Here is a 23,533-nt window from a genome sequence, read left to right on the forward strand (position 1 = left end):
CGCGGAATGGAGGTCACGGCGCCACGAACCACACGGCCACGAAAGCGGTCATGTGGTCGCCTCAACCCTCGCGAAGCAACCGCTTCCCCGCTCTCGCGGGATGGGACGGGACGGGACGGGACGGGACGGGACGGGACGGGATGGGACTGCTAGAAGTCGGTGTGGCCCAGGTCGGGGCGGGCCACGAAGTGGGCGCGGGTGGCCTCGGTGCCGTGCAGGCAGAGGATGACCAGCTCGTTGACCGCGCCGAGCACGGGGCCGGGCACGTAAAGGGTGGTCTGCGGGCCGCGGTCCCAGAACCGGCCGAGGTTGAACCCGTTGATCCAGGCCTGCCCCTTGCCCCACCCGGCGGTGCTGAGGAACAGGTCCACCCCGGGCTCGGCGGTGAAGCTGCCGCGCGCGAACGCCGGACCGCTGAGCGACTCGCTGACCGCCGCGGCCAGGTCCAGCGGGGCTGGCGCAAGATACGGCGCGCGGGCACCCGAGCTTCCGTTGGATGTCGTTTCCGAGATCGGGTACCGGGCGCCGACCGCCGTGGCGGTGAGGGTGGGCGTGGTCGTGAGGTTCCGGGCGAGGTCGAGATCCACGTCGAGGTCGAGGTCCACACCGGTACGCGGCTCGTTGGGGCTCAGCGCCAGCACGTCGGCCGCGTGGTGGGCCTGGTTCCGGGTGTATAGCGCGCTGCCCGAGCGCGCGAAGGCATCCACGTCGAGGGTGAGCACCTGCCAGCCGGCGAGGTTTGCGCCGTCGAGGGTGGCCGGGCCGATCAGGCCCTTGTCCTCACCGATGCGGGGGCCGTAGTTGACGCGGCCCTGGTCCTCCACGAGCAGGTCGAGGCGCTCCCCCGGCGGCAGGCTGATCGAGCGGTCGTGATGATCGCGCTGCAGCACACCCACCGGGGTGCCGTCGACGAAGACCTGGGCGCGGTCGCGCACCTCGCCGACGGAGAGCACCCGGGCGCCCGGGGCGAGCCGGCTGCGGTACAGGGCGAACCCGGTGTACTGGCCGAGGGCATCCATGCTGGGCAGGTGGTCGGTGGCGGCCGCGGTGACGTCGGCCAGTTCGGGCAGCGCGTGCCAGAGCGACACCGATTCGTCGAGCGCGACCTCGAAGACCGGGGCGGGCTCGGCGGCCGCGGGCAGGGCCGGGAGCGCGGCAGGCTTCACGACCGCGGCGGGCACCACCGAGCCGGAAACCAGCGCGGCGGTCGCCGGCGCGTAGCGGGCGAGCACCTCGCGGAAGGCGAGGTACTTGGCCGTGACCTCGCCGCTCTCGGAGAGCGGGGCGTCGTAGTCGTAGGAGGTGACGGTGGGCTGGTAGACGCCCTTGTCGTTGGCGCCGTTGGTGAAGCCGAAGTTGGTGCCGCCGGTGAACATGTACAGCGACACGCTGGCGCCGGTGGCGAGCAGATCGTCGAGCTCGCGGGCGCTGTCTGCGGCGGAGGTGGTGTGGTGGTGCGCGCCCCAGTGGTCGAACCAGCCGTTCCAGAACTCGGCGCACATCAGCGGCCCCGTGGGCTGGTGCCGGCGGAGCACCGCCAGGCGGTCGGTGGCGCGGGAGCCGAACGAGCCGGTCTTGTGCAGCTCGGGCAGGCTGCCGTCTTCGAGCATCTGGTCGGTGGGCTGGTCGATGGTGGTGAGCGGCACCGTGATGCCGCCGGCCCGGTTGAGCCGCACGAGCTCGCGCAGGTACTCCTTGTCGTCGCTGTATGCGCCGTATTCGTTCTCGATCTGCACCAGGATGACCGGGCCGCCGCGGTCGATCTGCCTGGACGCCACGATCGGCAGCAGCTGCTCGAAGTACTCGATGACCGCCGCCATGTAGAGCGGTTCGTTGCGCCGCACCCCCACGGCGGGGTCGGCGAACAGCCACCCGGGCAGTCCCCCGTTGTCCCACTCGGCGCAGATGTACGGCCCGGGCCGCACGATGGCGTACATGCCCTCGGCGGCGATCAGGTCGAGAAACCGGGCCAGGTCGAGCTGCCCCGCGGTGTCGAACGAGCCGCGCTTGGGCGAGTGCGCGTTCCAGGCCACGTAGGTTTCGATGGTGTTCAGGCCCATCAGCCTGGCCTTGTGGATGCGGTCGGCCCAGTGATCCGGGTGCACCCTGAAGTAGTGGATGGCCCCGGCGAGCACCCGGAACGGCTCACCATTCAGGAGAAAGTCCTCGTCGCCGATCGCGAAGGTGCCGGGCGTCTCGTGGCCGGTCGTGACGTCGCCCATGATCAGGCCTCCGTTCGGGTGCGGCTGAGCACGGCGACGCCGGTGGCCGGCAGGGTGAGGGAGTCGGCGGCGAGGGTGCTGCCGCCGAGGTCGACGGCCACGAGGGTGCCGTCGGCCTTGCCGAGGTCCACCGTGACCGCGTGGCCGGAGTGGTTGATATAGAAGAGGTACTCCGTGGTGTCGGTGTGGCGCACGGCGAGCTGCACGATGCCGTGCACGGCATCCGGCAGCGGGGAGACGATTTCGGCGGCCGCGGCGAACCGGCCCACCAGCGCCGTGAGGGCGTCGGGGTCGAGCACGGTGGCCACGAAGCTGGCCCGGCCCGCACGACCGGAGTCGGCAGCAGTACCGGCGTCGGCCGACACGATGCGGCTGGTGACGGCGGGCACGCCGGGGAACGGGCCGTCCACGAAGCGGGCGAGCACCTCGACGTCGGCGGCCACGGTGACGTCGTGGGTGAGCAGCGTGCCGGTGGAGCCGGCCGGCAGGTCGCCGGAGAGCTTCACCCGCTGGCCGGCCAGCAGACCGCCGAACTCCTGGGCGCGCACCCCGAGCAGCTCGCGGAAGGCACCGGGGTAGCCACCGGGGTGGATGTGGTCGTCGGCGTCGGCGATGCCGGAGAACACGCCGACCACCAGGTGGCCGCCGGTGCGGGCGAAGTCGGCCAGGGCATCCGCCAACGGCTGCGGCACCACGTAGAGCATCGGCGCGATGACCACGTCGTAGCCGGCCAGGCCGGGCCCGGACAGCACCGAACGGGCGGGCACGATGTCGGCCTGCAGGCCGTTCGCGAGCGCGGCGGTGTACCAGGCCATGGCCTCGGCCTTGTAGCGCAGCAGTTCGGTGGGGTGCGAGTCGAGCTCGGAGGCCCACCAGGAGTCCCAGTCGAAGAGGATGCCGATGCGGGCCTGTGCGGTGCGGCTGCCGGCGACCTCGGCGAGGGTGCCGAGTTCGCGGCCGAATCTGGCGACGCTCCGGAACACCGTGCTGTCCTCTCCGGCGTGCGGGAGCATCGCGGAGTGGAACTTCTCGGCGCCGGCCAAGGACTGGCGCCACTGGAAGAAGCAGATCGCGTCGGCGCCGTGGGCGAGGTGAGTGAGGCTGTCGCGGCGCAGCTGACCGGGGCTCTTGGCCTGGTTCACCGGCTGCCAGTTGACGGCGCTGGTGGAGTGCTCCATCAGGAACCACGGCGCCCGGCCGGCGATCTGGCCGGTGAGGTTGGCGGAGAAGGAGAGTTCCTCGAAGGCCTGCGGGTCGGCCACGAGCAGGTAGTGGTCGTTGGAGACCAGGTCGATCTCGCCGGCCCAGTCGGCGTAGTCCATGCCGCGGGTCTCGCCCATCACCATGAAGTTGGTGGTGATCGGCACGTCGGGGGTCGCCTGGCGCAGGATCTCCCGCTCGGCGACGAGGTAGTTCTTGAGGGCGTCGCTGGAGAACCTGGCGAAGTCCAGCTGCTGGGTGGGGTTGGGATGCGTCGCGGCCAGCCGCGGCGGCAGGATCTGGTTCCAGGTGGAGTAGTTCTGCGACCAGAACGCGGTGCCCCAGGCCCGGTTGAGTTCGGTGAGCGAGCCGTAGCGGGCCTCGAGCCAGTCGCGGAAGGCGCGCCCGGCGTCGTCGGAGAAGTCGTAGACGTTGTGGCAGCCGAGCTCGTTGCTGATGTGCCACATCGACAGCGCGGGGTGGTCGGCGTAGCGCGTGGCCATCTTCTCCACCAGCGCCAGGGCGTAGCGGCGGAAGATGGGTGAGGTGGGGCGCCACTGCTGGCGGCCGCCGGGCCAGATGGTCTCACCCTGCCGGTTCACCGGCAGTACCTCGGGGTGCGCCTCGGTGAGCCACGGCGGCGGGCTGGCGGTGGCGGTGGCGAGGTCCACGGCGATGCCGTTGGCGTGCAGCAGGTCGATGGCGCGGTCCAGCCAGCCGAAGTCCCAGCTGTCGGGGGTGGGCTGCAGCAGCGCCCAGGAGAAGATGCCGATGCTGACGATGTTGACGCCGGCCTCGCGCATGAGCCGCATGTCGTCGGCCCAGACCTCTTCGGGCCACTGTTCGGGGTTGTAGTCGGCGCCGTAGCCGATGCGGGCGGCGCCGGCGGGCAGGCTCTCGGTGCCGTCGGCGAGGGTGTGCGCCTCGGGCCAGCGCACCCAGCGCGGTTCGGTGGTCGCGTCGGTCGTGCTCGTAACGGTGGACGCAGGGGCGCTCATGCTGCGGCCCGGGCGGAGAGGCGAACGATGGACCAGGACAGGGCGGGCAGCACGATGGTGGCGGCGGTGCCGTCGTCGGTCAGCGTCACCTCCGTGAGCGGCGCCGGCTGCACCGTGTGCTGATGGTCGACGGCGTTGGTCGAGAACCTGTCACCGCCCTGGGGCGCGTGCAGGCTCTCGGCCGAGAGCACGGAGCCGGCGGGGGCGCCGGCCAGGTCCACCTCGAGGGTGAGCGGGTCGGAAGTGGAGCGGTTGACCAGGAACAAGACGATCTCCTCGTCGGTAGCGGTGACGGCGGCATCCACGAGGTCGACGGTGCCGTGGGCTGCCGTCTCGTAGGTGTCTGAGTGGATGGTGGCGGCCAACACCTCGCCGCGGGCGGCGGTGGCGGTGCGGGCGAAGGGGAAGAAGGTGGTCTGGCGCCAGGCGGGGCCGCCCGGTTCGGAGCGGATCGGCGCGATCACGTTCACGAGCTGGGCGAGGTTGGCCATGGTGACCCTGTCGCTGTTGCGGAGCAGGGAGATCAGCAGGGAGCCGACGACGACGGCGTCGCTCACGTTGTACTCGTCTTCGATCAGGCGCGGACGGCTGTTCCAGTCGCCGGTGAACAGCGGCTCTTTGCCGGCCTCGTTGAACCGGGTCTGGTACCAGACGTTCCACTCGTCGACGCTGATGCCGATCTGCTTGTCGAGGCCGAGGTCCACGGTGACCTCGTCGATGATCTGCGCCACGTCGCCGATGAACCGGTCCAGGGCCACACCCGAGGCGAGGAAGCTGCCCAGGTCGCCGGGCTTCTCTTCGTAGTAGGCGTGCAACGAGATGTGGTCGACGAGCTCAATCGTGTGCTCGAGCACCGTGCGTTCCCAGCTGCCGAAGGTGGGCATCTCGGCGTTGGAGCTGCCGGCCACGACGAGTTCGATGGTGGGGTCGACCCACTTCATCACCCGGGCGGTCTCGGCGGCGAGGCGGCCGTACTCGTCGGCGGTCTTGTGGCCGATCTGCCAGGGGCCGTCCATCTCGTTGCCGAGGCACCAGACGCGGATGCCGAACGGTTCGGTGCGCCCGTTGGCCTGGCGCTGGTCGCTGAGCGCGGTGCCGCCGGGGTGGTTGGAGTATTCGAGCAGGGCAGCGGCGGCGGCGATGCCGCGGGTGCCGAGGTTGACGGCCTGCATGACCTCGACCTGGGCCGCATCCGCCCAGTCGGCGAATTCGTGCAGGCCCACCTCGTTGGTCTCCACGGAATGCCAGGCCAGGTCCAGGCGGGTGGGGCGCTCCGAGCGGGGCCCGACGCTGTCTTCCCAGCGGAAACCCGACACGAAGTTGCCGCCCGGGTAGCGGATCAGGCTGGGGTTCAGTTCACGCACGAGGTCGAGCACGTCTTGGCGGAAGCCATCCGCTGTGGCGGTGGGGTGGCCGGGCTCGTAGATGCCTGTGTAGACGGAGCGGCCCATGTGCTCGACGAAGGAGCCGAAGAGACGCGCCGAGACGGGGGCGATCACGTCGTCGCGGGTGATGCTGAGCCGGGCGTGGAACACGAAGAGGTCCTCTGGTTGAAGGCTGATGATGCGCGAAGGGTGGGCCACCCGGTTGGACTGGCCCACCCTCCGCTGACTGCGTGGGTTACTCGGTGACCGTGAAGCCCTGCTCGTTGCCGTAGGCAGCGATGGCCTTCTGCCAGTCGGTCAGGCCCGCGTTCAGGTCGGACTTGTTGGCGTAGGACTGGCCGACGGTGTCGGAGAAGATGCTGTTCGAGTAGACCTGGAACGGCAGGTAGCTCCAGCCCTTGACGACGTCGCTGGCGGACTGCACGAGAACCTCGTTGATCTTCTGGCCGCCGAAGTACTCGCTCTCGTAGCCGAGGAATTCGTCGGACTCGAGGTCGGCGACGGTGGACGGGAAGCCGCCGGCGTCGATGGAGATCTGGGCGCCTTCACCGGCGTTCATGAACTCGACGAAGCCTGCCGCGGCGAGCTTGTTCTTGCTCTGGGCGAGCACGGCGTCGCCGCCGCCGCCGTTCTCGGCGCTGGCGGTGTCGCCGGCCTCGTAGACGGGCAGCGGGGCTACCCGCCAGTCGCCGGATGCTTCCGGCACGCCGGACTCGAGGTTGCCGGGCATCCAGGCGCCGATGTTGAGCGTGGCGATGGTGCCGTCGCCCAGGCCGCGGTACCACTCGTCGCTCCAGCTGGAGGTCGGGGCAATGAGGTCCTTCTCAACGAGCTGGTTCCAGGTGTCGGCGAACTTCTTCGAGCCCTCGTCCTGCAGGTTGATCTTCACGTCGGTGGAGTCGGTGGTGGTGAACGGCTGGCCGCCGGCCTGCCAGATCATGCTGGTGGCGAAGCCGGCGTCGCCGGTGTCGTTGGTGATGTACGCGTTCGGGTTGGCCGCGTGCAGCTGCTCGGCCGTGGCGATGTACTCGTCCCAGGTGGTGGGCACGGTGAGGCCGTACTGGTCGAAGACGGCCTTGTTGTAGAACATGGCCATGGGGCCGGAGTCCTGCGGGAGGGCGTAGACGCCGCCGTCGAGGTTCACCGAACCCCAGGTGCTGGCGGTGTACTGGTCTTCGAGCGAGTCCAGGCCGAAGTCGGTGAGGTCGACGAGGGCGTCGGAGAGGGCGAACTGGGGCAGCGCGTAGTACTCGATCTGGGCCACGTCGGGGGCGCCGGATTTGGCCTTGATCGCGTTCTGCAGCTTGATGTACTGGTCGTTGCCGGTGCCGGCGTTGACCACGTCGACCGTGACCTTGGGGTACTTCTTCTCGAACGCGGTGGCGATCTCTTCAACGGCCGGGGCCCAGGCCCAGACGGTGAGGGTGGTTTCTTCCTGCAGGGCGGCCTCGATGTCGTCGGCGGTGCCGCTCTCGGCTCCGCCTCCGCCGGTCGACGAGCAGGCGGCCAGGGACAGGCCGAGGGCCAGTCCGCTGGCTACGACGAGCGCGGTGCGGCGCAGGCGCTTGGGGCTGTGTGCTGCTTTCATGATGTGCCTTTCACTTCCTTGTAAACGGATGTTCGGTGCTGCGAATGAAGGATGGTGCGGGTTGTCGTGCGGGTCGTGCGGTCGTGCGGGTAAGGCTGGATGGATCGGTTCGAGGGGCTACGCCTTGACGGAGCCGGCGGCGAGGCCGGACTGCCAGTAGCGCTGCAGGAAGAGGAACGCGACGACGATCGGAACGATCGTGAGCAGCGACCCGGTGATGACGAGGTTGTAGATGACGTCGCCGCCCACGGTCTGGGCCTGCATGTTCCACTGCTTCAGGCCCACGGTCAGCGGGTACCAGGTGGGTTCGCTGAGCATGATCAGGGGCAGGAAGTAGTTGTTCCAGGTGGCCACGAGCGTGAACAGGAGCACCGTGACGAGGCCGGGGGCCAGCAGCTTGAGCGAGATGGTGAAGAAGGTGCGGAACTCGCCCGAACCATCCATTCGCGCGGCCTCGAGCACCTCGGTGGGCACCGCGTCCATGGCGTAGGTCCAGATCAGGTACAGGCCGAACGGGCTGATCAGGGAGGGCAGGATGACCGCCCACGGGGTGTTGGTGAGGCCCATCTGACTGAACATGAGGAAGGTCGGCACCGCGAGGGCCGTGCCGGGGATGGCGACGGCGCCGAGGACGACGGCGAAGACGGCCTTCTTGCCGGGGAAGTTGAACTTGGCCAGGCCGTAGCCGCCGAGCGCCGCGAGGAAGGTGGCGCCGCCGGCGCCGACGACCACGTAGAGCACCGTGTTGGCGAACCAGCGCACGAAGACGCCGTCGTTGTAGCTGAGCGTGGCGACGATGTTGTCCCAGAGGGCGAAGTCGCCCGAGAACCAGAGGCCGAACGAGTTGAGCAGCTCGGCCTGGGTCTTGGTGGAGTTCACGAACAGCCAGAACAGGGGCAGCAGGCTGTAGATCAGCAGGGCGCCCATGATCACGGTGAGGATGATGGACTTCTTGGTGTGCAGGCCCTGGTTGGACTTGCCGGCCTTCTTCTCGCTGGTGTAGCGGGACATCCGCGGCGCCTTGTCGGCCTTGTTGCTCACTTGGGTCTGGTCAGTGGTCGACATCTCAGGCCTCCTTCCTGGATCCGGAGTTCTGCACGATGTAGGCGATGACGGCGGTGATGAGGCCGACGATGATCGCGATGGTGGCCGAGTAGTTGTACTGCTGACCCGAGAACGACAGGTTGTAGGCGTACATGTTCGGCGAGAAGTAGGTGGAGATGGTGTTGGGCGCCAGCGACTGCAGGATGCTCGGCTCGTTGAACAGCTGGAAGCTGCCGATCACGCTGAAGATGCCGCCGATCACGATGGCCGGGCGCAGCGCGGGCATCTTGATGCTGCGGATGATGCGGAACGCGCCGGCGCCGTCGAGCGACGCGGCCTCGTAGAGGTCGGTGGGGATCACCCGCAGGGCGGCATAGAACAGGATCATGTTGTAGCCGATGAATTCCCAGGTGACGATGTTGCCGATCGCGGCGAGCACCCAGGTGCTGCCCAGCGGGTTGGGGATGGCGATGGCGAAGAACTCGTTGAGGTTGCCGACCAGGCCGAACTTGGTGCCGTACATGAAGCCCCACATGAGGGTGGCGACCACGGCGGGAACCGCGTATGGCAGGAAGATCGCGATGCGGAAGAAGCTGGACAGGTGCAGGCGGGCGCTGTCGATCGCGAGCGCGGCGAAGAGGGCGATGCCGAGCATGATGGGCACCTGCACGACGAAGAACAGGGTGACCCGGCCCATGGATTCCCAGAACTTGGGATCGGTGAGCGCCTGGCCGTAGTTCTCGAACCCGACGAAGGAGTTGCCGCCGACCAGCTGGTCCTTGAAGAAGGAGAGGTAGATCGAGTAGAGCACCGGGGCGATGAGCACGAGGGCGAAAACGATCATGAACGGGCCCACGAACTTCCAGCCGGTCCAGTCGCGCTTCTGCGTCTGCGGCTTGCGGGGGCGCACAACCGCACCTCTCCGTGTCTGGCCACTAGGGGGGAGTGTTGACAGCGTCGTCATGCCTGCTTCTCTGGCTCGATAGGGTGGTGCGACGGATGGTGGAACCCGCCGATCATGTTTACGTAAACATGACGTGTAAGCACGCTAGCATGTTTACGTAAACATCCTGAAACTTTTTTTGACCCGGGAGGGCACGTGGCAACGATCAGCCCGGCAGGCGGCGAGACGGCCGTTCCCGGCGCATCCGCCACGGCACCCGGCACGTCCGGTGCAGTTTCGACCCGCGTCGTGCAGCGGCTGCCCTCGATGGCGGATGTCGCCGCGCTGGCCGGCGTCTCTTCCCAGACCGTTTCGCGGGTGGTGAACGGGCGCAGCAACGTGGACACCGACACCCGCGACCGCGTGCTCGCCGCCATGGACGAGATCGGCTACCGGCCCAACAGCGCCGCCCGCGCGCTGAAGTCGGGCCGGTTCAGCACCATCGGCGTGATCATGTTCACCCTGTCGAGCTTCGGCAACATGCGCACTCTCGACGCCGTGGCCACCGCCGCGGCCGAGGCCGGCTACTCGATCACCCTGATTCCGGTGGCGCTGCCCACCCAGGGCGCCGTGGCCGGCGCGGTGAACCGGTTGGCCGAGCAGGCCGTCGACGGCATCGTGATCATCATGGAAGCGCACATCCTGGACCGGATCGATGTGACGGTGCCGACCGGGTTGCCCGTGGTGATCGTCGACTCCGACGCCGGCGCCCGCTACACCGTGGTGGACACCGACCAGACCGAGGGCGCCCGGCTGGCCACCCAGCACCTGCTCGACCTCGGCCACAAGACGGTCTGGCACATCGCCGGGCCGGAGTCGTCGTTTTCGGCCGGACGCCGCACCGCCTCGTGGCGCGCGACCCTCAAGGCGGCCGGCGCGCTCGTGCCGCCGGTGCTGGAAGGCGACTGGAACGCGCAGAGCGGCTACGAGCACGGCAGACGGCTCGCCGCGGACCCGGCCGTGACGGCGATCTTCGCCTCGAACGACCAGATGGCCCTCGGCGTGATGCGCGCCATGCACGAAGCCGGCCGGTCGGTGCCCGCCTCCTGCAGCGTGGTGGGCTTCGACGACATGCGCGAGGCGGATGCCTTCTGGCCTCCGCTGACCACCGTGCACCAGGACTTCGGCCAGGTGGGGCGGCTCTGCATCGAGAAGCTGCTGCGCCAGATCGACTCCCCCGGCGCATCCGTGCCCGGCACCACCATCGTGCCCACGCACCTGGTGCTGCGCGCCAGCACCGCGCCGCCACCGAGCTAACCAGGGCCGGCTGCCGTGCCGGGTCCCGGCCGCTCAGGCCTGCTGCCCGAGCTCGGCCAGCAGGGCGGGCAGCTCCGGCAGCAGTTCCCGGGCGAGATACCCGGTCGGCCCCACCCGGGCGTTCAGCCGGTCTCCCGCGGCGGCGTGCAGGTAGGTGCCCCAACACGCGGCCTGCTCCGGCGGGGCGCCCCTGGCGAGCAGGCCGCCGATGGCTCCGGCCAGCACATCTCCGCTGCCCGACATGCCCAGGCCGCCCTGACCGGTGCCCACCAGCCAGCGCTGTCCGGTCGGCGCCGCAATGACGCCCTGGCAGCTCACCGTGGCTCGGAACCGCACGGCGATGCGCTCGATGTCGGCTTCGTGGTTCTCGATGTCGTGACCGAGAAGCAGGCCGGCCTCGGTCAGGTTGGGCGTGAGAACGAGCTCGGTGGCGGGGCGAAAATCAGCGCCCAGCCCCGCCAGCGCACCGAGCGCGAACGCGTCGAGCAGCAGCGCCGTGGAGCTGCCCAGCACGTGGGGCAGCAGCGCCACCATGCCGCGGGCCTCGTCGGCGTCGTCGAGCCCGCTGCCCAGCACCACGGCGTCGGCGGCGTCGAGTTCGCCGGCCACCCTGCCCAGGTCACCGCCCCGCACGGCGCCGGCGGGGGTTTCGGACAGGCCCACCACGCCGGCCTCCGGCACCGCCACCGCCAAGGGCACGGCCACCGACTCGCCCACGCCCAGGGTGAGCCGACCGGCGCCCACCCGCAACGCCGCGGTTCCGGCGAGCAGGGCCCCGCCAGGCGCCTTGCGGGCGCCGCCGATCACCAGGATCTGGCCTCTGGCGTACTTGGACTGGGCACCGGCGGGCAACGGCCAATCCCGCAGCACGGCGGGCGTCAGGGTGGTCGGCTGGTCAGTCCGGCGAGACATCGGCATCCTCCGCCGAGGTGTGCGCGGTGACCGTGGCACCGGCCACGACCAGGTGCGAGACGTCGTTGTAGGTGCGCACCCGCCAGGGCGAACCCCGGCCCTCACGCACCAGCGTGGTGATCGACGCGTTCAGCAGGGGCTCGGTCTGGGCCAGGTGCAGGGTCTCGGATTCGGTGAGCCCCTCCCCCACCATGCGGAGCAGCAGGATCACCGCGTCGTGCGACACCACCAGGGCCGACGGACCGACGCTGTCGGCGTCGAGCTCGGTGAGGAAGGAGCGCAGCCGCAGGGCCACATCCGCCCAGGATTCGCCACCAGGCGGCCGGTAATAGAACCTGCCCAGTCGCTCGCGGCGGGCCGCTTCGCCCGGCAACCGCGCCTGCACACCGCGGGTGGTGAGCAGGTCGAGCACGCCGAGTTCGCGGTCGCGCAGCCGTTCGTCGTGCACCCGACGGATGCCGTTCGGCCTGCCGCCGAGGGCGATGCGGGCGGTCTCCGCCGCCCGCAGGTAGGGCGACACCCACACCGAGTCCGGGTACTCCGCGGCCGGGCGCGCATCCAGCCAGTGCCGGATCGCGAGAGCCTGGTCGGTTCCGGTGTCGGTGAGGGGAACGTCCGCGTCGCGCAGCGGCATGTCGATCATCTCGGCACCGGCGACCTCCGCCGCCGTCGCCGCCACGTTCGCCGCGCTCTCCCCGTGCCGCACCAGCAGCACCGAGGTGGCGCCCCCGCCGGTGCGCTCTCTCTGCGGGGGCTGCGGGTCAGAAGCCACGGCCGCCGGTGACGGGCACGACAGCGCCCGAGATGTACGACGCCTCTGGCGAGGCGAGGAACACGTAGGCCGACGCCAGCTCGGCGGGCTGGCCGGCGCGGCCCAACGGGGTGTCCTGGCCGAAGGTGGGCAGCTTGTCGGGCCACGACGTCGCCGGGATCAGCGGGGTCCAGATCGGGCCCGGCGCCACGGCGTTGACCCGCACCCCGGTGGAACCGAGTTGCTGTGCAAGCGCCTGGGTGAACGCCACCAGGGCGGCCTTGGTCATCGCGTAGTCGATGAGCTGCGGCGACGGGCTCGACGCCTGGATCGACGAGGTGGAGATGATCGACGAGCCGGGAGCCAGGTGCGGAATTGCCGCCCGCGCGATCCAGAGCGTGGCGTAGAGGTTGGTCTTGAAGACCCTGTCGAACTCCCGGGTGGAGAGGTTCTCCAGGCCGTCGCGGTTCTCCTGGTAGGCCGCGTTCAACACCAGGATGTCCAGCCCGCCCAGCTCGGTGACGGTCTGGTTCACCAGGGAGATGCAGTGCCCCTCCTCGCTGATGTCGCCGGGCAGCAACAGCGCGGTGCGGCCCGCGGCGCGCACCAGCGCTGCGGTGTCTTCGGCGTCTTCCTGCTCCTCCGGCAGATAGGAGATGGCGACATCGGCGCCCTCCCTGGCGTAGGCGATCGCGACCGCGCGACCAATGCCCGAGTCGCCGCCGGTGATCAGGGCGCGCTTGCCGGTGAGCTTGCCGCTGCCCTGGTAGGTGTCTTCGCCGTGGTCGGGGCGGGGGTCGGTGGCGCCGGTGAGACCGGGCTGGTTCTGCTCCTGCTTGGGAAAGCCCTCGGAGTGGTACTTGGTCGTGGGGTCTTCGCTCTGGGTGCTCATAGGGTTCTCCTCGGGGTGGTGGCGGTCGGCGGTGAGACGCCTCGGGCTTGACTCGGTCGTGCTGACCACGGATTTCGTGCCGTGACCCGACCGACGCCGGGCCCCGGGGTCGTGCGTCCCCGGGGCCCGGCGGGTGGTGTCGGTCTTAGACGGTGTCGTCGCGGTCGCGGCGGCGCTTGCGGTCGATCTCCGACTCGTCGTAGTCGATCTCTTCCTTGCGCACGTCTTCGGAGACCCGCTGGTCTTCGGTCACGGTTTCGGTGCCCAGGCGAACCCGTTCCACCGGGACCGTTTCCTTGTCCACCACCACGCGCTCCTCGGTGAGCTGCACTTCGTGCTCCTCGTCGCTGAGGTCGGGGCCGGAGGTGGCGGCCGCGCGGTTGGCGTCGGTGATGGGTTCACGCTCGAGGGTGACCTCCTCACGGCTCACCGGCACGGTGACGGTCTGGTTTTCTGTCACCACGTGCTTGCGCAGTCGGGCACGACCGGCGGACACCTGCTCCTTACCAACGCGCAGCTGCTCCTCGGAGCGGGTCATCGCGTCGTCGGTGGTGGGCCCTGAGGTGTCGTATCCCTCGGTGCGGCGGTCGCCCACGGTGGCATCCGTGCGGGTGTCGTCGTAGGTTCCGGTGTTGCCGGTGCCCTGGCCGACGGTGGATCCGCTGAGGCCGTAATACCTGTAGAGCGCGTCTTCATCGGCGCTGTCCAGCGAGCCGTCGGTGTCGATGCGGGGGGCATCCTTCACGTGATCCTTCGCGAAGCCGATGCGGAGTTCGCCTCCGGTCCAATCGGCGTTGTCGAGCGGCGCAAAGGACTCGCTGGTTCCGAACAGCCCGGTCTTGACCGTGACCCAGCTGGGCTGGTTGGTGGACGAGTCCAGGTACACCTGGCCGACGGTGCCGACCTTGCGGCCTTCGGTGTCGACGACGTTGGCACCGATGAGGGAATCGATGTTGTTGGTGTTGATCATTGTCATTTCTCTCTTCCTACTTCGCACGCCGGACGAGCTGCCCGGCGATGGTGGCACGGTGGATCGAATTGAAGATGATGCTGTTGCGAGGGTGCTCGGCAATCTTTGTGCTAACGGCCGAGCCCGGCCTTGTCGACCTTGCGGTGGTAGCGCATTCCCGCGAGACCGCCCAAGATCGCGCCGCCGAGGCTGACGACGGCAATCGCGATGGCCGTGATAATGCTTCCCAGGGCGAGGTCGCCCTCGTTGATGGGAATGCGGGGGAAGCTGTTCAGGTCGGCGAGGACGTTGAACTGGCTGCCCGCTATGGCGCCCACGATAGCCAGCACCACGGCGACGATCAATGCCCAGAGCCACACGGCGATGCCCTGCTTGGCACCGCTGAACCGGGCCATCCGGCCGGCCACATAGCCGCCGCAGAAATACGCGACGAACACGACCACGCCCAGGGCGATCGCGCCGATCAGGCCGACCGTCGCCGCGTTCTCGGCCGCGGCTTGAGTGGTCTGTTCCGGGTCGGCCTGGCTGCCGAGCCCGACGGCAGCGCCGGCGCCGGCGACAAGCGCGGTGAGCAGCACCGCCGCCCCTGTGGCGGTGAGCCAGCCGAAGAACGCGGTGAAAAACTGCATTCCGCCGAACTGGTTCTTCTCCCTCGCGACGACATCTTCGCGCACGGTGTTGCCGCTGGTGGCCGCACGGGCGACGGGTTCGGTGCCGCCGGGAGTGGGGTTCGGGCTCTGCACGCGCGGGTTCTGCACTGGTTCGTTCTGCGCTGACGTCATGAGGTTCTCCTTCGAACTATGGTGCCGGGAACGACCGCGGTGCAGCCGGGCTGCACGTCGGATTCATATCCGGGCCTACCTCGTAGACGAAGGAAACCGACACGATGTCACGCCGTTCGGTGAACTTTTCTGCTCACAACCGGCGCCGCAAAATACCCCCCATTTGGGACCACCGCTACCCCCTCCAGCGGCACCGGAGCAACACCTGCCTGGTCTTAATAGACGGCGAAAATCCTGAATCGTCACGGAAAAAAACAATCTGCGCGGGTTCTCTCAGACTGCTTGAAATCGGGCTGTGGCCATCACAAAATATTGGCATCACGGCACAGACGTCGAGAGCCGGCGTCTCACCCACATCGATTTCTCAAGGAGAGTCATGTCGAACACCTATCCAGCATCCACACCGGGAACGCCCAATCTCGGCACCAACGCGGCGTCCGACAGCGGTCCCGATGCCAAGGAACGCGCCGCCGAAGTGAAGGACACTTCGGTCGCCGCCGGCCAGCACGTCGCCGGCGTCGCCAAGGACGAGCTGCGCAAGGTCGGGAGCGAGACCAGGCAGCAAGCCAAGGACCTCTACCGCCAGACGCAGGGCGAACTCGCCGACCAAGCGGCCGCGCAGCAGAAGCGGGTCGCTTCGGGCATCCGCACCCTCGGCGACGAACTCGGTTCAATGGCCGACAAGTCTGACACCCAGGGCGTGGCCAGCGACCTCGCACACCAGGCCGCATCGCGCGCCGCTGGGATCGCCGATTGGCTGGACCAGCGCGACCCGGGTGCCCTCCTCAACGAGGTCAAAGGTTACGCCCGCCGCAGGCCCGGCATGTTCATCGCAATCGCCGCCGTCGCGGGCGTGGTCGCCGGCCGGCTGACCCGCTCGGTCATCGCCGAGGCCAAGGACTCCTCCGACACCGGCTCGAACGGAACCGGCACCCCCGCCGCGCCCACCGGCGTCGGCACCGACTACGGCGTGGGGGCCACCACCGGAATCGACACCCCCTTCGAGACCCCCACCACGCCGACCACCACCTCCGGCGTCGGCACTCCGCTGGCGGCGGAGTACCCGCAGTACACGGAGAACCGCAATGAGTGACGTGCCCACTCCGTCCGAACGCAAGGCGGCAGACACCTCACTCGGCGACCTGCTGAGCGAGGTCACCCGCGATGTCTCGGTGCTGATGCGCCAGGAGGTCGAACTGGCCAAGGCCGAGGTCAGGCAGTCTGCCACCCGCGCCGGCAAGGGAGCGGGGATGCTCGGCGGGGCCGGCTATGCCGGCCACCTCACCGTGCTCTTCCTGTCCTTCGCCGCGTGGTGGGGACTCGGACACGTCATCGACATCGCCTGGGCGGCCGTGATCGTCGCCGTTGTCTGGGGCATTGTTGCCGCCGTGCTCTTTGTGCTCGGCCGCAAGGAAATGAAGGCCATCAAGGGCGCGCCCGAGACCGTCGACACCCTGAAGCAGATTCCTGACGCATTGAAACGAAACGAGGAAAACCGATGAGCACCTATGACGCATCAAGCACTGATCCCGAGGTTCTGCGGAGCCAAATCGAAGAGACCCGTCGGGGTCTCGGCGCCGACGTGGATGCACTGGCCGACAAGGTCACGCCAGGCAAGATCATGGACCGCCAGAAAGACAAGGTCAAAGGCGTTTTCAACTCTGCGAAGGACAAGGTCATGGGCACAGCTTCAGACGTCGGCGACTCCATCGGCGGCGCGGCCGGCGGCGTGTCGGGCAGCGCTCACAACGCGGCCTCCCAGGTCAAGGGCAACCCGCTTGCGGTGGGCCTGATCGCGTTCGGTGTCGGCTGGCTGGCGTCGTCGCTGCTGCCCGCCAGCACTGTCGAGAAGAAGGTTGCGGCCAACGTGAAGGAGGCCGCGGAACCGCTGCTGAGCGAGGTGAAGGACGCCGCCAAGGACGTGGGCGAGAACCTCAAGCAGCCCCTCGCCGACGCCGCCGACGCCGTCAAGGGCACCGCGACGGATGCCGCCGACACCGTGAAGTCCGAAACCACGTCGTCCGCCGACGAGGTGCGTGACACGGCCAAGCACGCCGGCCAGGGCACCGTCTAGCTGCGGCGCCTGCACCATCCACACAACGAGAACGAGGAGATGTTCCGGTGGCCCGCAACGACACCAGTGAGAAGGACGCCACCGCGCCCTCGCCCGACGATCCCCGCAAGCCGGATTCGCCGGGCGAGGTGAGCAAACCGTCGTGGAAGTACGCGCTGAAGAAGACTCTGCGCGAGTTCACCGCCGACCAGTGCACCGATATCGCGGCGGCGCTGACCTACTACGCCGTGCTGGCGCTGTTCCCGGCGCTGATCGCGTTGATCTCGCTGCTGGGCGTTTTCGGCCAGGGCGAGCGGTCCGTCGACACCATTCTCAACCTCGTCAACCAGGTGGCTCCCGGCGGCACGGCCGATGTGCTGCGCGAACCGCTCGAGCAGTTCAGCTCGTCGCCGTCCGCCGGGTTCGCCCTGATTTTCGGTATCGTGCTTGCCATCTGGTCGGCATCCGGCTACGTCGGCGCGTTCAGCCGGGCCATGAACCGGATCTACGAAATCGAAGAGGGCCGGCCGTTCTGGAAGCTGCGCCCGATGCAGCTGTTCGTGACGATCGTCACCATCCTCCTGATCATGATCATGCTCGTGATCCTGATCGTGTCCGGCCCCGTCACGGATGCCGTGGGTAGCGCCCTCGGCCTCGGCGAGACCGTGCAGGTCGTCTGGTCCATCGCGAAGTGGCCGATCCTGGCCCTGGCCGCGGTGCTGATCATCGCGATCCTCTACTACGCCACCCCGAACGCCAAGCAGCCCAAGTTTCGCTGGATCAGCCTGGGCGCGCTGCTCGCGCTGATCACCCTGGTGATTGCCTCGTTCCTGTTCGGGCTCTACATCACCAACTTCTCCAACTACGACCGCACCTACGGGTCGCTGGCCGGTGTGGTGGTGTTCCTGCTCTGGCTCTGGATCGCGAACCTCGCGCTGCTGTTCGGTGCCGAGTTCGACGCCGAGCTGGAGCGCGGCCGCCAGCTGCAGGCCGGCATCGCGGCAGAGGAAGACATCCAGCTGCCGCCGCGGGACACCCGCAAGAGCGACAAGGCCGCCGACAAGGAACGGGCGGACATCGCCGACGGCCGGCGGATTCGCACTGACGCCGCCGACCGCCTCGACACAAAGCGCTGACGCACCGCACCACCGTATTGTCACCGCGCGACCGCACCGGTCTGCGCTGGTTTGCCCATCAACGAAGGGAATTGCCCATGTACTTCCACGTGCAGCGACTCATCCACGACATTGCTCAGGACGAACCGGATCCGGCCGCGGCCAACGCGCTCCAGGAGGGCCTCGGCGGCCAGTTCGGTGAGATGCGCACCATGATGCAGTACCTGTTCCAGTCGATGAACTTCCGCGGGCCGGCGGCCAAGCCCTACCGCGACCTCATTCAGGGCATCGGCACCGAGGAGATCAGCCACGTCGAACTCATCGGCACCACCATCTCCCGGCTGCTGGATGGCTCGCCGCGATACAACGGCAAGGTCACCGACCCGCTCGACAAGGCGGGCTCCGGCGGGGCCATTCCGCTGGAGATCGCCCTCGACCACAGCAACATCCACCACTACCTGGTCGGAGCGCAGGGCGCGCTGCCGGTGGACGCCGTGGGCAACCCGTGGAGCGGCAGCTACGTGTACAACTCCGGCAACCTCGTGCTCGACCTGCTCTACAACCTGATGTTGGAGTCCACCGGTCGGCTGCAGAAGTGCCGCATCTACGAGATGACCCAGAACAAGACCGCCCGGTCAACGATCTCCTACCTGATCGTGCGAGACCAGGCCCACGAGAACGCTTACGCCAAGGCTCTGGAGACCCTCGGTGTGCACTGGAACACCCTGCTGCCGATCCCCAAGACCAACGCCGAGAAGTTTCCCGAGGTGAAGAAGCTGCTCGACCTGGGTCTGCACAGCAAGCAATACACCTTCGACCTGGCCGGGCAGTCGGAAGCAGGCAAGATCTTCCAGGGCATGTCCCCATCGAAAGACGGCACGAACCTGGTCGCCGACGAACAGGCGCCCGAGGGGGTGCCGTCGGTGATCGCGCCCGAGCGGATGGAGGAGTTCTCCCCCGGCCTCGACAAGGCGCTGATCGAGCTGATCCAGGCCACCGCCGCCATGGAAATGGCCGAGGTCGACGTCTCCTACGGCCCGGTGGCGGCCAAGTGAAAGCGCTCACCTGGCAGGGCAAACGGCACGTCTCCGTGGACGAGGTACCCGACCCGGTCATCGAGAAACCGACCGACATCGTCATCCGCATCACCTCGACGGCCATCTGCGGTTCCGATCTGCACCTGTATGAGGTCTTCGGGCCGTTTCTGAAGCCCGGCGACATTCTCGGCCACGAATCGATGGGCGTCGTCGAGGAGGTGGGCGCCGCGGTGCAGTACCTGCGGCCCGGTGACCGGGTGGTGATCCCCTTCGTGATCGCGTGCGGCGAGTGTTTCATGTGCGTGCGCGGGCTGACGACCCAGTGCGAAACCACGCAGAACCGTGCGCACGACAGCGGGGCGTCGCTCTACGGGTACACCGAGCTCTACGGCTCGGTGCCGGGTGGTCAGGCTGAACGCCTGCGCGTGCCGCTGGCCGACTTCAACGCCCGCAAGGTGGGTCACGACCTGCCCGACGAGCGGTACCTGTTCCTCAGTGACATCCTGCCCACCGCGTGGCAGGGCGTCGCCTACGCGAACCTGCCGGAGGACGGGGTGCTGGGAGTGCTCGGGCTCGGTCCGGTCGGCCAGTTCACGAGCCGGATCGGTCGGCACTTGGGCTACCGGGTGGTCGCGGTCGACCCCGTTCCCGAGCGCCGGCTGATGGCCGAACGCTACGGCGTGGAAGCCCTGGACCTCACCGAGGATGTGCTCGAACAGTTGCGTGCCCGCACCGACGGCCGCGGTCCGGACTCCATCGTGGACGCCGTGGGGCTGGAGGCTCATGGCTCCCCCGGCGCCAGTTTCGCCCAGGCCGCGGTGGGGTTGCTGCCCGATGCCGTGGCCCAGAAGGTGATGAACACCGGGGGCATTGATCGGCTGAACGCCATGCATCTCGCCTTCGACGCGGTGCGCCGTGGGGGCACGGTGTCGTTGAGCGGTGTCTACGCCGGCGAGGCCGACCCCACCCCGATGAAGTCGCTCTTCGACAAGCAGGTCAGCATCCGGATGGGTCAGTGCAATGTGCAGCACTGGCTCGACGACCTGGTGCCGCTGGTCGAGGACCCGGCCGATCCGTTGGGCGTCGAAGACCTGGTGACCCACCGGGTGCCGCTGGAGCGGGCCCCGGAGATGTACGAGCTCTTCCAGAAGAAGGAGAAGGGGTGCATCAAGGTGGTCCTGACTCCGTGAGAGGCGGGAAGTCACGCAGGTGAGCCACGCCGGACAGGCTCCACGTGGTGCGTGGGCCGGCTCGTCAACCATCCGGTTCCGGCGGGGATCAACGCGGGGTCAGGCGTCCTTCTCCAGGAGAACATCCTTGAGGTGAGTCAGCGCCTGCAGGGTGGTGAGAGAGACGACCTCCTCGGGCGAACCTGAAAACGTGTGGGGAAAGGTGCGCACGGTGCACCGCGAACCGACGCTGATGAAGACCGAACCGGCCGGAAACCCCTCTTCGGGTCCCGGACCACCGACACCGGTCACCGACACGCTCACGTCCGCTCCGACCCTCTCCAGCACTCCCTTGGCCATCTGCTCTGCGCATTCGCCCGAGATGACCGGCCCGGGGTGAACGCCAAGCAGACGGAATTTCGTGTTGTTCTGGTACGCGATCACGCCCCCGCCGAACCAGCCGGAGGAGGCCGGTGCTGCCCCCAGCGCCTGCGCGATCCGACCGGAGGTGAGGGACTCCGCCACGACGACGGTCAGACGGTCCGCAGAGGCAAGCTGCCCGATCCGTCGGGCCAGCTCGGCTATCTGAGCTTCCAGTTCCTCCCGCCTGTTCTCCCACATCAGGCTGATGTCCGCGTGCGGCGCCGGGCCAGTGTGTCGAGCGCGTAGATCGCTGCACCGGCGGCGATGATGATCCCGCCGCGCAGCCATACCTCCGCGCTGAGCTGGGTGAACAGCACGACACAGGAGAGGGCCCCGAGTACGGGCAGCGCTGTCCACGCGCGGAAGTGGCGATGCTGTACCCGTTCGCTGCGGAGCACCAAGACGGCGATGTTCGTGCTGAGGAACACGATCAACAGCAACAGGACCACTGTCTCGGCCAATGTGGCGATCGAGCCCGTGACGGTGAGCAGCATGGCAAGGAGTGTTGTGGCAAGGATTGCGACCCAGGGGGTGCCCCTGCCGGGGAGCACTCGGCTGAACACCGGGGGCAGCAGACCCTGGGTCCCCATTCCATAGGTCAGACGGCTGGACATGATCATGGTCAGCAGGGCCCCGTTAGCCACTGCAATGAGCGCGATGGCACTGAACAGCCAATCGGGCACGGCCACGCCTGTGGCCTGGATGACGGTCAGCAGCGGTCCGCTTGATTCCGCGAGTTCGTCGGCCGGCACCGCGATGGACGCGGCCGTGCCCACCAGGACGTACAGCACGCCCGCCGTGATCAACGCGGCGAACAGTGCCCTCGGATACACCCGTGACGGATGCCTCACCTCTTCGATCACGTTGGCACTGGTCTCGAATCCGACAAACGAATAGAACGCGAGCAGGGCCGCCCCGAAAATTGCGACGACGGGACTGCCGCCCTGGTCGAACTGGGCAGCCCGGCTGACGTCGCCGCCGCCGTTCGTGAGCAGCACGCCGACCGCTACGACGACGATGAGAAGCCCGGTTGTCTCGATCATGGTCATCACGAGGTTTGCGCGCACTGACTCCTTGATGCCGCGAGCGTTCAGGGCTCCGATGAGCGCGAGAAAAATCACCGCACCCAGCACCGGGGGAATGTCGATGAAGGTGCGCAGGTACTCTCCCGCGAAAGCGAGGGAGAGTCCGGCGGCGCTGACGACTCCAGCCGAGAGCATGCAGAATCCGACCAGAAACGACACCATCGGCCGTTTGTAGGCACGTTCCGCAAACACCGCCGAACCACCGGCCAGAGGGTATTTGGTGACAAGTTCGGCGTAGGACGCCGCCGTCAGCAGGGCAAGTCCCAGAGCCACGAGCATCGGCACCCAGGTGACGCCGCCCACCTCTCCCGCAATCTGCCCCACCAGCGCGTAGATTCCGGCCCCGAGCACGTCTCCCAGAATGAAGAGGAAGAGCATCTTTCCGGTGATATCGCGCTTCAGGTTGCCGGTCGCCGCGGATTCGGCCGGTTGGATTTCGGCGTCAAGGTCGCGATTCATGCGCCAAGCGTACTCAACCGGCCGCGTTGTGCACAGGGGCCGGTACCTACCGGTGCGGCACGCTTCTGCTGAGCCCGCGCACTCAGACTGTGGCGTCAATCGATGCTCCGGGTACGCGTCAAGGGGTGCAAAAGTGACCGCCTCGGCGTAACGTATCCGCCATTGATCGACACTGCGTGAGGAGTAGCCGAAATGAAGTCGTCCAACGACAACGATCAGACTCGCAAGGACACGAGTTACAGTCCGGCTAGCGAAGCTGAGACCCAAGCCAAGCAGGGTGACCCGGTACCATCCACGATCGACTCTGACGCCGCTGACCAGGTCAAGGTGGCTCCGGGCACGGGAGGCCCAGACGATCCGGGAGACGTTGAGGTCAACAAGGAAGACATCAACCTGCCTCCGTTCGGCGATACCGAACCACCGGACTGAACCGGTCCGGCCGCCGCGTCGGGTCAGTTGGCGTTGCGCGCCATCCGCTTCGCTGTTGTGCGCCCGCTCACTGTCGGAACGCGGTGATCTGGGTGCTCTCATCCGCCACGCGCACCCCGTAACGGTAGACCAGCTCTCCGCCCAGAATGCCGGAGACGCCGATGAGCAGGTATGCGAGAACAGCCAGGACGAAACCGGGCACGCTGACTTCTGAGCGGTCTGCGCCCACGCGCACCACGAGGCTGACGGCGAACAACACGATCGCGCCGGCGTTGCAAGCCAGATGGAACAGGCGAGCCGCCGTGCGCGAGTGCCCTTCTCGAGCGTGCTCAGGTCGAACAGTCCGACTGTCGCTGCCAGCAGCGCGCCGACAACGCCGATACCGATTAGCCACAGTGCCCCTCGGGTGAACGTTGCGCGGTCATCCGCGAAGAATCCGACGATGTCGAAGACCAGGGCTGCGGTCCAGGTCCCGATAGGAATGGTGACCATGATCGCGTGGATGGGGTGGCCGTATGGGCCGGCCAGGATCGATCGCGGGCGCTTTGCCCGGCGCAGGGCTGCCTCGTCGCTCATGCGTCCTCCTGCTGGACTCGATATGACGGGTTAGATCTGCAATGTAGCCGGAACCGGTTCCACTGTCTGCTCGTTGGCCGCGCTGTCGGGCACGGCCAACGAGGAGGCTGGTCAGCCCGACGGGTTCTCGACGGGGTTTCCGTCGGGGTCGGTGCCAGTTTCCGGATCGACTTCGTCGGGCTTGACCGGGTCGGAACCCGGGGTTGCGGCTGGAGAGTTGCTTGGGTTGCTCACGTGGTTCTC

The 23,533-nt window shown here is 68.0% G+C and carries 21 protein-coding genes; 7 read left to right on the top strand and 14 right to left on the bottom strand.

Annotation, left to right across the window (positions count from 1 at the left end; genetic code table 11):
• Positions 1 to 149 precede the first annotated feature (149 nt).
• The 6 genes from ACEN2M_RS04750 to ACEN2M_RS04775 form a co-directional block, all read right to left on the bottom strand.
• Positions 150 to 2,222 (bottom strand): beta-galactosidase, encoded by a 2,073-nt coding sequence (locus ACEN2M_RS04750; RefSeq protein WP_441646991.1) that lies wholly within the window; start codon positions 2,220 to 2,222, stop codon positions 150 to 152.
• A 2-nt stretch (positions 2,223 to 2,224) separates the two neighbouring features.
• Complete coding sequence (locus ACEN2M_RS04755; protein WP_441646992.1) at positions 2,225 to 4,420, bottom strand: beta-galactosidase; 2,196 nt, start codon at positions 4,418 to 4,420, stop codon at positions 2,225 to 2,227.
• On the bottom strand, positions 4,417 to 5,955 hold the full coding sequence (gene arfA, locus ACEN2M_RS04760; protein ID WP_441647191.1) for an arabinosylfuranosidase ArfA: 1,539 nt from the start codon (positions 5,953 to 5,955) through the stop codon (positions 4,417 to 4,419). The genes ACEN2M_RS04755 and arfA overlap by 4 nt, the downstream gene beginning before the upstream one ends.
• Positions 5,956 to 6,040: 85 nt before the next feature.
• A complete protein-coding gene (locus ACEN2M_RS04765; RefSeq protein ID WP_441646993.1) occupies positions 6,041 to 7,393 on the bottom strand; it encodes an ABC transporter substrate-binding protein in 1,353 nt (450 codons plus the stop codon).
• 117 nt (positions 7,394 to 7,510) lie between these two features.
• Entirely contained in the window at positions 7,511 to 8,458 is a 948-nt protein-coding gene (locus tag ACEN2M_RS04770; protein WP_441646994.1) for a carbohydrate ABC transporter permease, read from the bottom strand.
• Between the two features lies 1 nt (position 8,459).
• The gene (locus ACEN2M_RS04775) at positions 8,460 to 9,401 is read right to left on the bottom strand and encodes a carbohydrate ABC transporter permease (protein ID WP_441646995.1); all 942 of its coding nucleotides are present in this window, start codon (positions 9,399 to 9,401) and stop codon (positions 8,460 to 8,462) included.
• 246 nt (positions 9,402 to 9,647) lie between these two features.
• Here ACEN2M_RS04775 and ACEN2M_RS04780 point away from each other — a divergent pair, with 246 nt between their 5' ends.
• A complete protein-coding gene (locus tag ACEN2M_RS04780) occupies positions 9,648 to 10,637 on the top strand; it encodes a LacI family DNA-binding transcriptional regulator (protein WP_441647192.1) in 990 nt (329 codons plus the stop codon).
• A 33-nt stretch (positions 10,638 to 10,670) separates the two neighbouring features.
• Here the strand turns inward: ACEN2M_RS04780 and ACEN2M_RS04785 are convergent, their stop codons facing one another.
• The 5 genes from ACEN2M_RS04785 to ACEN2M_RS04805 all read right to left on the bottom strand — a co-directional run bounded on the left by ACEN2M_RS04785 (position 10,671) and on the right by ACEN2M_RS04805 (position 14,944).
• The gene (locus ACEN2M_RS04785) at positions 10,671 to 11,549 is read right to left on the bottom strand and encodes an NAD(P)H-hydrate dehydratase (protein WP_441646996.1); all 879 of its coding nucleotides are present in this window, start codon (positions 11,547 to 11,549) and stop codon (positions 10,671 to 10,673) included.
• Positions 11,533 to 12,321, bottom strand: a complete 789-nt coding sequence (locus ACEN2M_RS04790; protein ID WP_441646997.1) for a histidine phosphatase family protein — start codon at positions 12,319 to 12,321, stop codon at positions 11,533 to 11,535. Before ACEN2M_RS04790 ends, ACEN2M_RS04785 begins: the two co-directional genes overlap by 17 nt.
• A complete protein-coding gene (locus ACEN2M_RS04795) occupies positions 12,311 to 13,192 on the bottom strand; it encodes an SDR family oxidoreductase (protein WP_441646998.1) in 882 nt (293 codons plus the stop codon). The genes ACEN2M_RS04790 and ACEN2M_RS04795 overlap by 11 nt, the downstream gene beginning before the upstream one ends.
• A 145-nt stretch (positions 13,193 to 13,337) precedes the next feature.
• Positions 13,338 to 14,168, bottom strand: coding sequence for a DUF2382 domain-containing protein (locus ACEN2M_RS04800; RefSeq protein ID WP_441646999.1), 831 nt, complete (start codon positions 14,166 to 14,168; stop codon positions 13,338 to 13,340).
• Between the two features lie 104 nt (positions 14,169 to 14,272).
• Positions 14,273 to 14,944, bottom strand: a complete 672-nt coding sequence (locus ACEN2M_RS04805; protein WP_441647000.1) for a hypothetical protein — start codon at positions 14,942 to 14,944, stop codon at positions 14,273 to 14,275.
• Between the two features lie 376 nt (positions 14,945 to 15,320).
• Between ACEN2M_RS04805 and ACEN2M_RS04810 the strand changes: the two genes are divergently transcribed.
• The 6 genes from ACEN2M_RS04810 to ACEN2M_RS04835 all read left to right on the top strand — a co-directional run bounded on the left by ACEN2M_RS04810 (position 15,321) and on the right by ACEN2M_RS04835 (position 20,339).
• Complete coding sequence (locus tag ACEN2M_RS04810; RefSeq protein ID WP_441647001.1) at positions 15,321 to 16,037, top strand: hypothetical protein; 717 nt, start codon at positions 15,321 to 15,323, stop codon at positions 16,035 to 16,037.
• On the top strand, positions 16,030 to 16,446 hold the full coding sequence (locus ACEN2M_RS04815; RefSeq protein ID WP_441647002.1) for a phage holin family protein: 417 nt from the start codon (positions 16,030 to 16,032) through the stop codon (positions 16,444 to 16,446). The genes ACEN2M_RS04810 and ACEN2M_RS04815 overlap by 8 nt, the downstream gene beginning before the upstream one ends.
• Positions 16,443 to 17,018: a DUF3618 domain-containing protein gene (locus tag ACEN2M_RS04820; protein ID WP_441647003.1), complete on the top strand. Its 576-nt coding sequence runs from the start codon at positions 16,443 to 16,445 to the stop codon at positions 17,016 to 17,018. Before ACEN2M_RS04815 ends, ACEN2M_RS04820 begins: the two co-directional genes overlap by 4 nt.
• Positions 17,019 to 17,065: 47 nt before the next feature.
• Positions 17,066 to 18,133, top strand: coding sequence for a YihY/virulence factor BrkB family protein (locus ACEN2M_RS04825; RefSeq protein WP_441647004.1), 1,068 nt, complete (start codon positions 17,066 to 17,068; stop codon positions 18,131 to 18,133).
• A 77-nt stretch (positions 18,134 to 18,210) separates the two neighbouring features.
• Complete coding sequence (locus ACEN2M_RS04830; RefSeq protein ID WP_441647005.1) at positions 18,211 to 19,167, top strand: manganese catalase family protein; 957 nt, start codon at positions 18,211 to 18,213, stop codon at positions 19,165 to 19,167.
• On the top strand, positions 19,164 to 20,339 hold the full coding sequence (locus ACEN2M_RS04835) for an alcohol dehydrogenase catalytic domain-containing protein (protein ID WP_441647006.1): 1,176 nt from the start codon (positions 19,164 to 19,166) through the stop codon (positions 20,337 to 20,339). The genes ACEN2M_RS04830 and ACEN2M_RS04835 overlap by 4 nt, the downstream gene beginning before the upstream one ends.
• A gap of 99 nt (positions 20,340 to 20,438) precedes the next feature.
• Here ACEN2M_RS04835 and ACEN2M_RS04840 read toward each other — a convergent pair whose 3' ends face one another.
• The 3 genes from ACEN2M_RS04840 to ACEN2M_RS04850 form a co-directional block, all read right to left on the bottom strand.
• Entirely contained in the window at positions 20,439 to 21,029 is a 591-nt protein-coding gene (locus ACEN2M_RS04840) for a CinA family protein (protein WP_441647007.1), read from the bottom strand.
• Entirely contained in the window at positions 20,939 to 23,290 is a 2,352-nt protein-coding gene (locus tag ACEN2M_RS04845; protein ID WP_441647008.1) for an amino acid permease, read from the bottom strand. Before ACEN2M_RS04845 ends, ACEN2M_RS04840 begins: the two co-directional genes overlap by 91 nt.
• A 111-nt stretch (positions 23,291 to 23,401) precedes the next feature.
• On the bottom strand, positions 23,402 to 23,524 hold the full coding sequence (locus ACEN2M_RS04850; RefSeq protein WP_441647009.1) for a hypothetical protein: 123 nt from the start codon (positions 23,522 to 23,524) through the stop codon (positions 23,402 to 23,404).
• Positions 23,525 to 23,533: the final 9 nt, after the last annotated feature.

Origin of the sequence: Cryobacterium sp. W22_MBD10_FK3 (assembly GCF_052113745.1) — a bacterium.
In the GTDB taxonomy this organism is placed as follows: Bacteria; Actinomycetota; Actinomycetes; order Actinomycetales; family Microbacteriaceae; genus Cryobacterium.

Excerpts from the sequence above, each read along its gene's own strand:
- ACEN2M_RS04815 (WP_441647002.1), top strand. The coding sequence starts at position 16,030 with ATGAGTGACGTGCCCACTCCGTCCGAACGCAAGGCGGCAGACACCTCA.
- ACEN2M_RS04765 (WP_441646993.1), bottom strand. The coding sequence starts at position 7,393 with ATGAAAGCAGCACACAGCCCCAAGCGCCTGCGCCGCACCGCGCTCGTC.
- ACEN2M_RS04800 (WP_441646999.1), bottom strand. The coding sequence starts at position 14,168 with ATGACAATGATCAACACCAACAACATCGATTCCCTCATCGGTGCCAAC.
- ACEN2M_RS04795 (WP_441646998.1), bottom strand. The coding sequence starts at position 13,192 with ATGAGCACCCAGAGCGAAGACCCCACGACCAAGTACCACTCCGAGGGC.
- ACEN2M_RS04780 (WP_441647192.1), top strand. The coding sequence starts at position 9,648 with ATGGCGGATGTCGCCGCGCTGGCCGGCGTCTCTTCCCAGACCGTTTCG.
- ACEN2M_RS04785 (WP_441646996.1), bottom strand. The coding sequence starts at position 11,549 with ATGTCTCGCCGGACTGACCAGCCGACCACCCTGACGCCCGCCGTGCTG.
- ACEN2M_RS04770 (WP_441646994.1), bottom strand. The coding sequence starts at position 8,458 with ATGTCGACCACTGACCAGACCCAAGTGAGCAACAAGGCCGACAAGGCG.
- ACEN2M_RS04840 (WP_441647007.1), bottom strand. The coding sequence starts at position 21,029 with ATGGCTGCGCGGCGGGATCATCATCGCCGCCGGTGCAGCGATCTACGC.
- ACEN2M_RS04820 (WP_441647003.1), top strand. The coding sequence starts at position 16,443 with ATGAGCACCTATGACGCATCAAGCACTGATCCCGAGGTTCTGCGGAGC.
- ACEN2M_RS04830 (WP_441647005.1), top strand. The coding sequence starts at position 18,211 with ATGTACTTCCACGTGCAGCGACTCATCCACGACATTGCTCAGGACGAA.
- ACEN2M_RS04755 (WP_441646992.1), bottom strand. The coding sequence starts at position 4,420 with ATGAGCGCCCCTGCGTCCACCGTTACGAGCACGACCGACGCGACCACC.
- ACEN2M_RS04805 (WP_441647000.1), bottom strand. The coding sequence starts at position 14,944 with ATGACGTCAGCGCAGAACGAACCAGTGCAGAACCCGCGCGTGCAGAGC.
- ACEN2M_RS04845 (WP_441647008.1), bottom strand. The coding sequence starts at position 23,290 with ATGAGCGACGAGGCAGCCCTGCGCCGGGCAAAGCGCCCGCGATCGATC.
- ACEN2M_RS04810 (WP_441647001.1), top strand. The coding sequence starts at position 15,321 with ATGTCGAACACCTATCCAGCATCCACACCGGGAACGCCCAATCTCGGC.
- ACEN2M_RS04775 (WP_441646995.1), bottom strand. The coding sequence starts at position 9,401 with ATGACGACGCTGTCAACACTCCCCCCTAGTGGCCAGACACGGAGAGGT.
- ACEN2M_RS04750 (WP_441646991.1), bottom strand. The coding sequence starts at position 2,222 with ATGGGCGACGTCACGACCGGCCACGAGACGCCCGGCACCTTCGCGATC.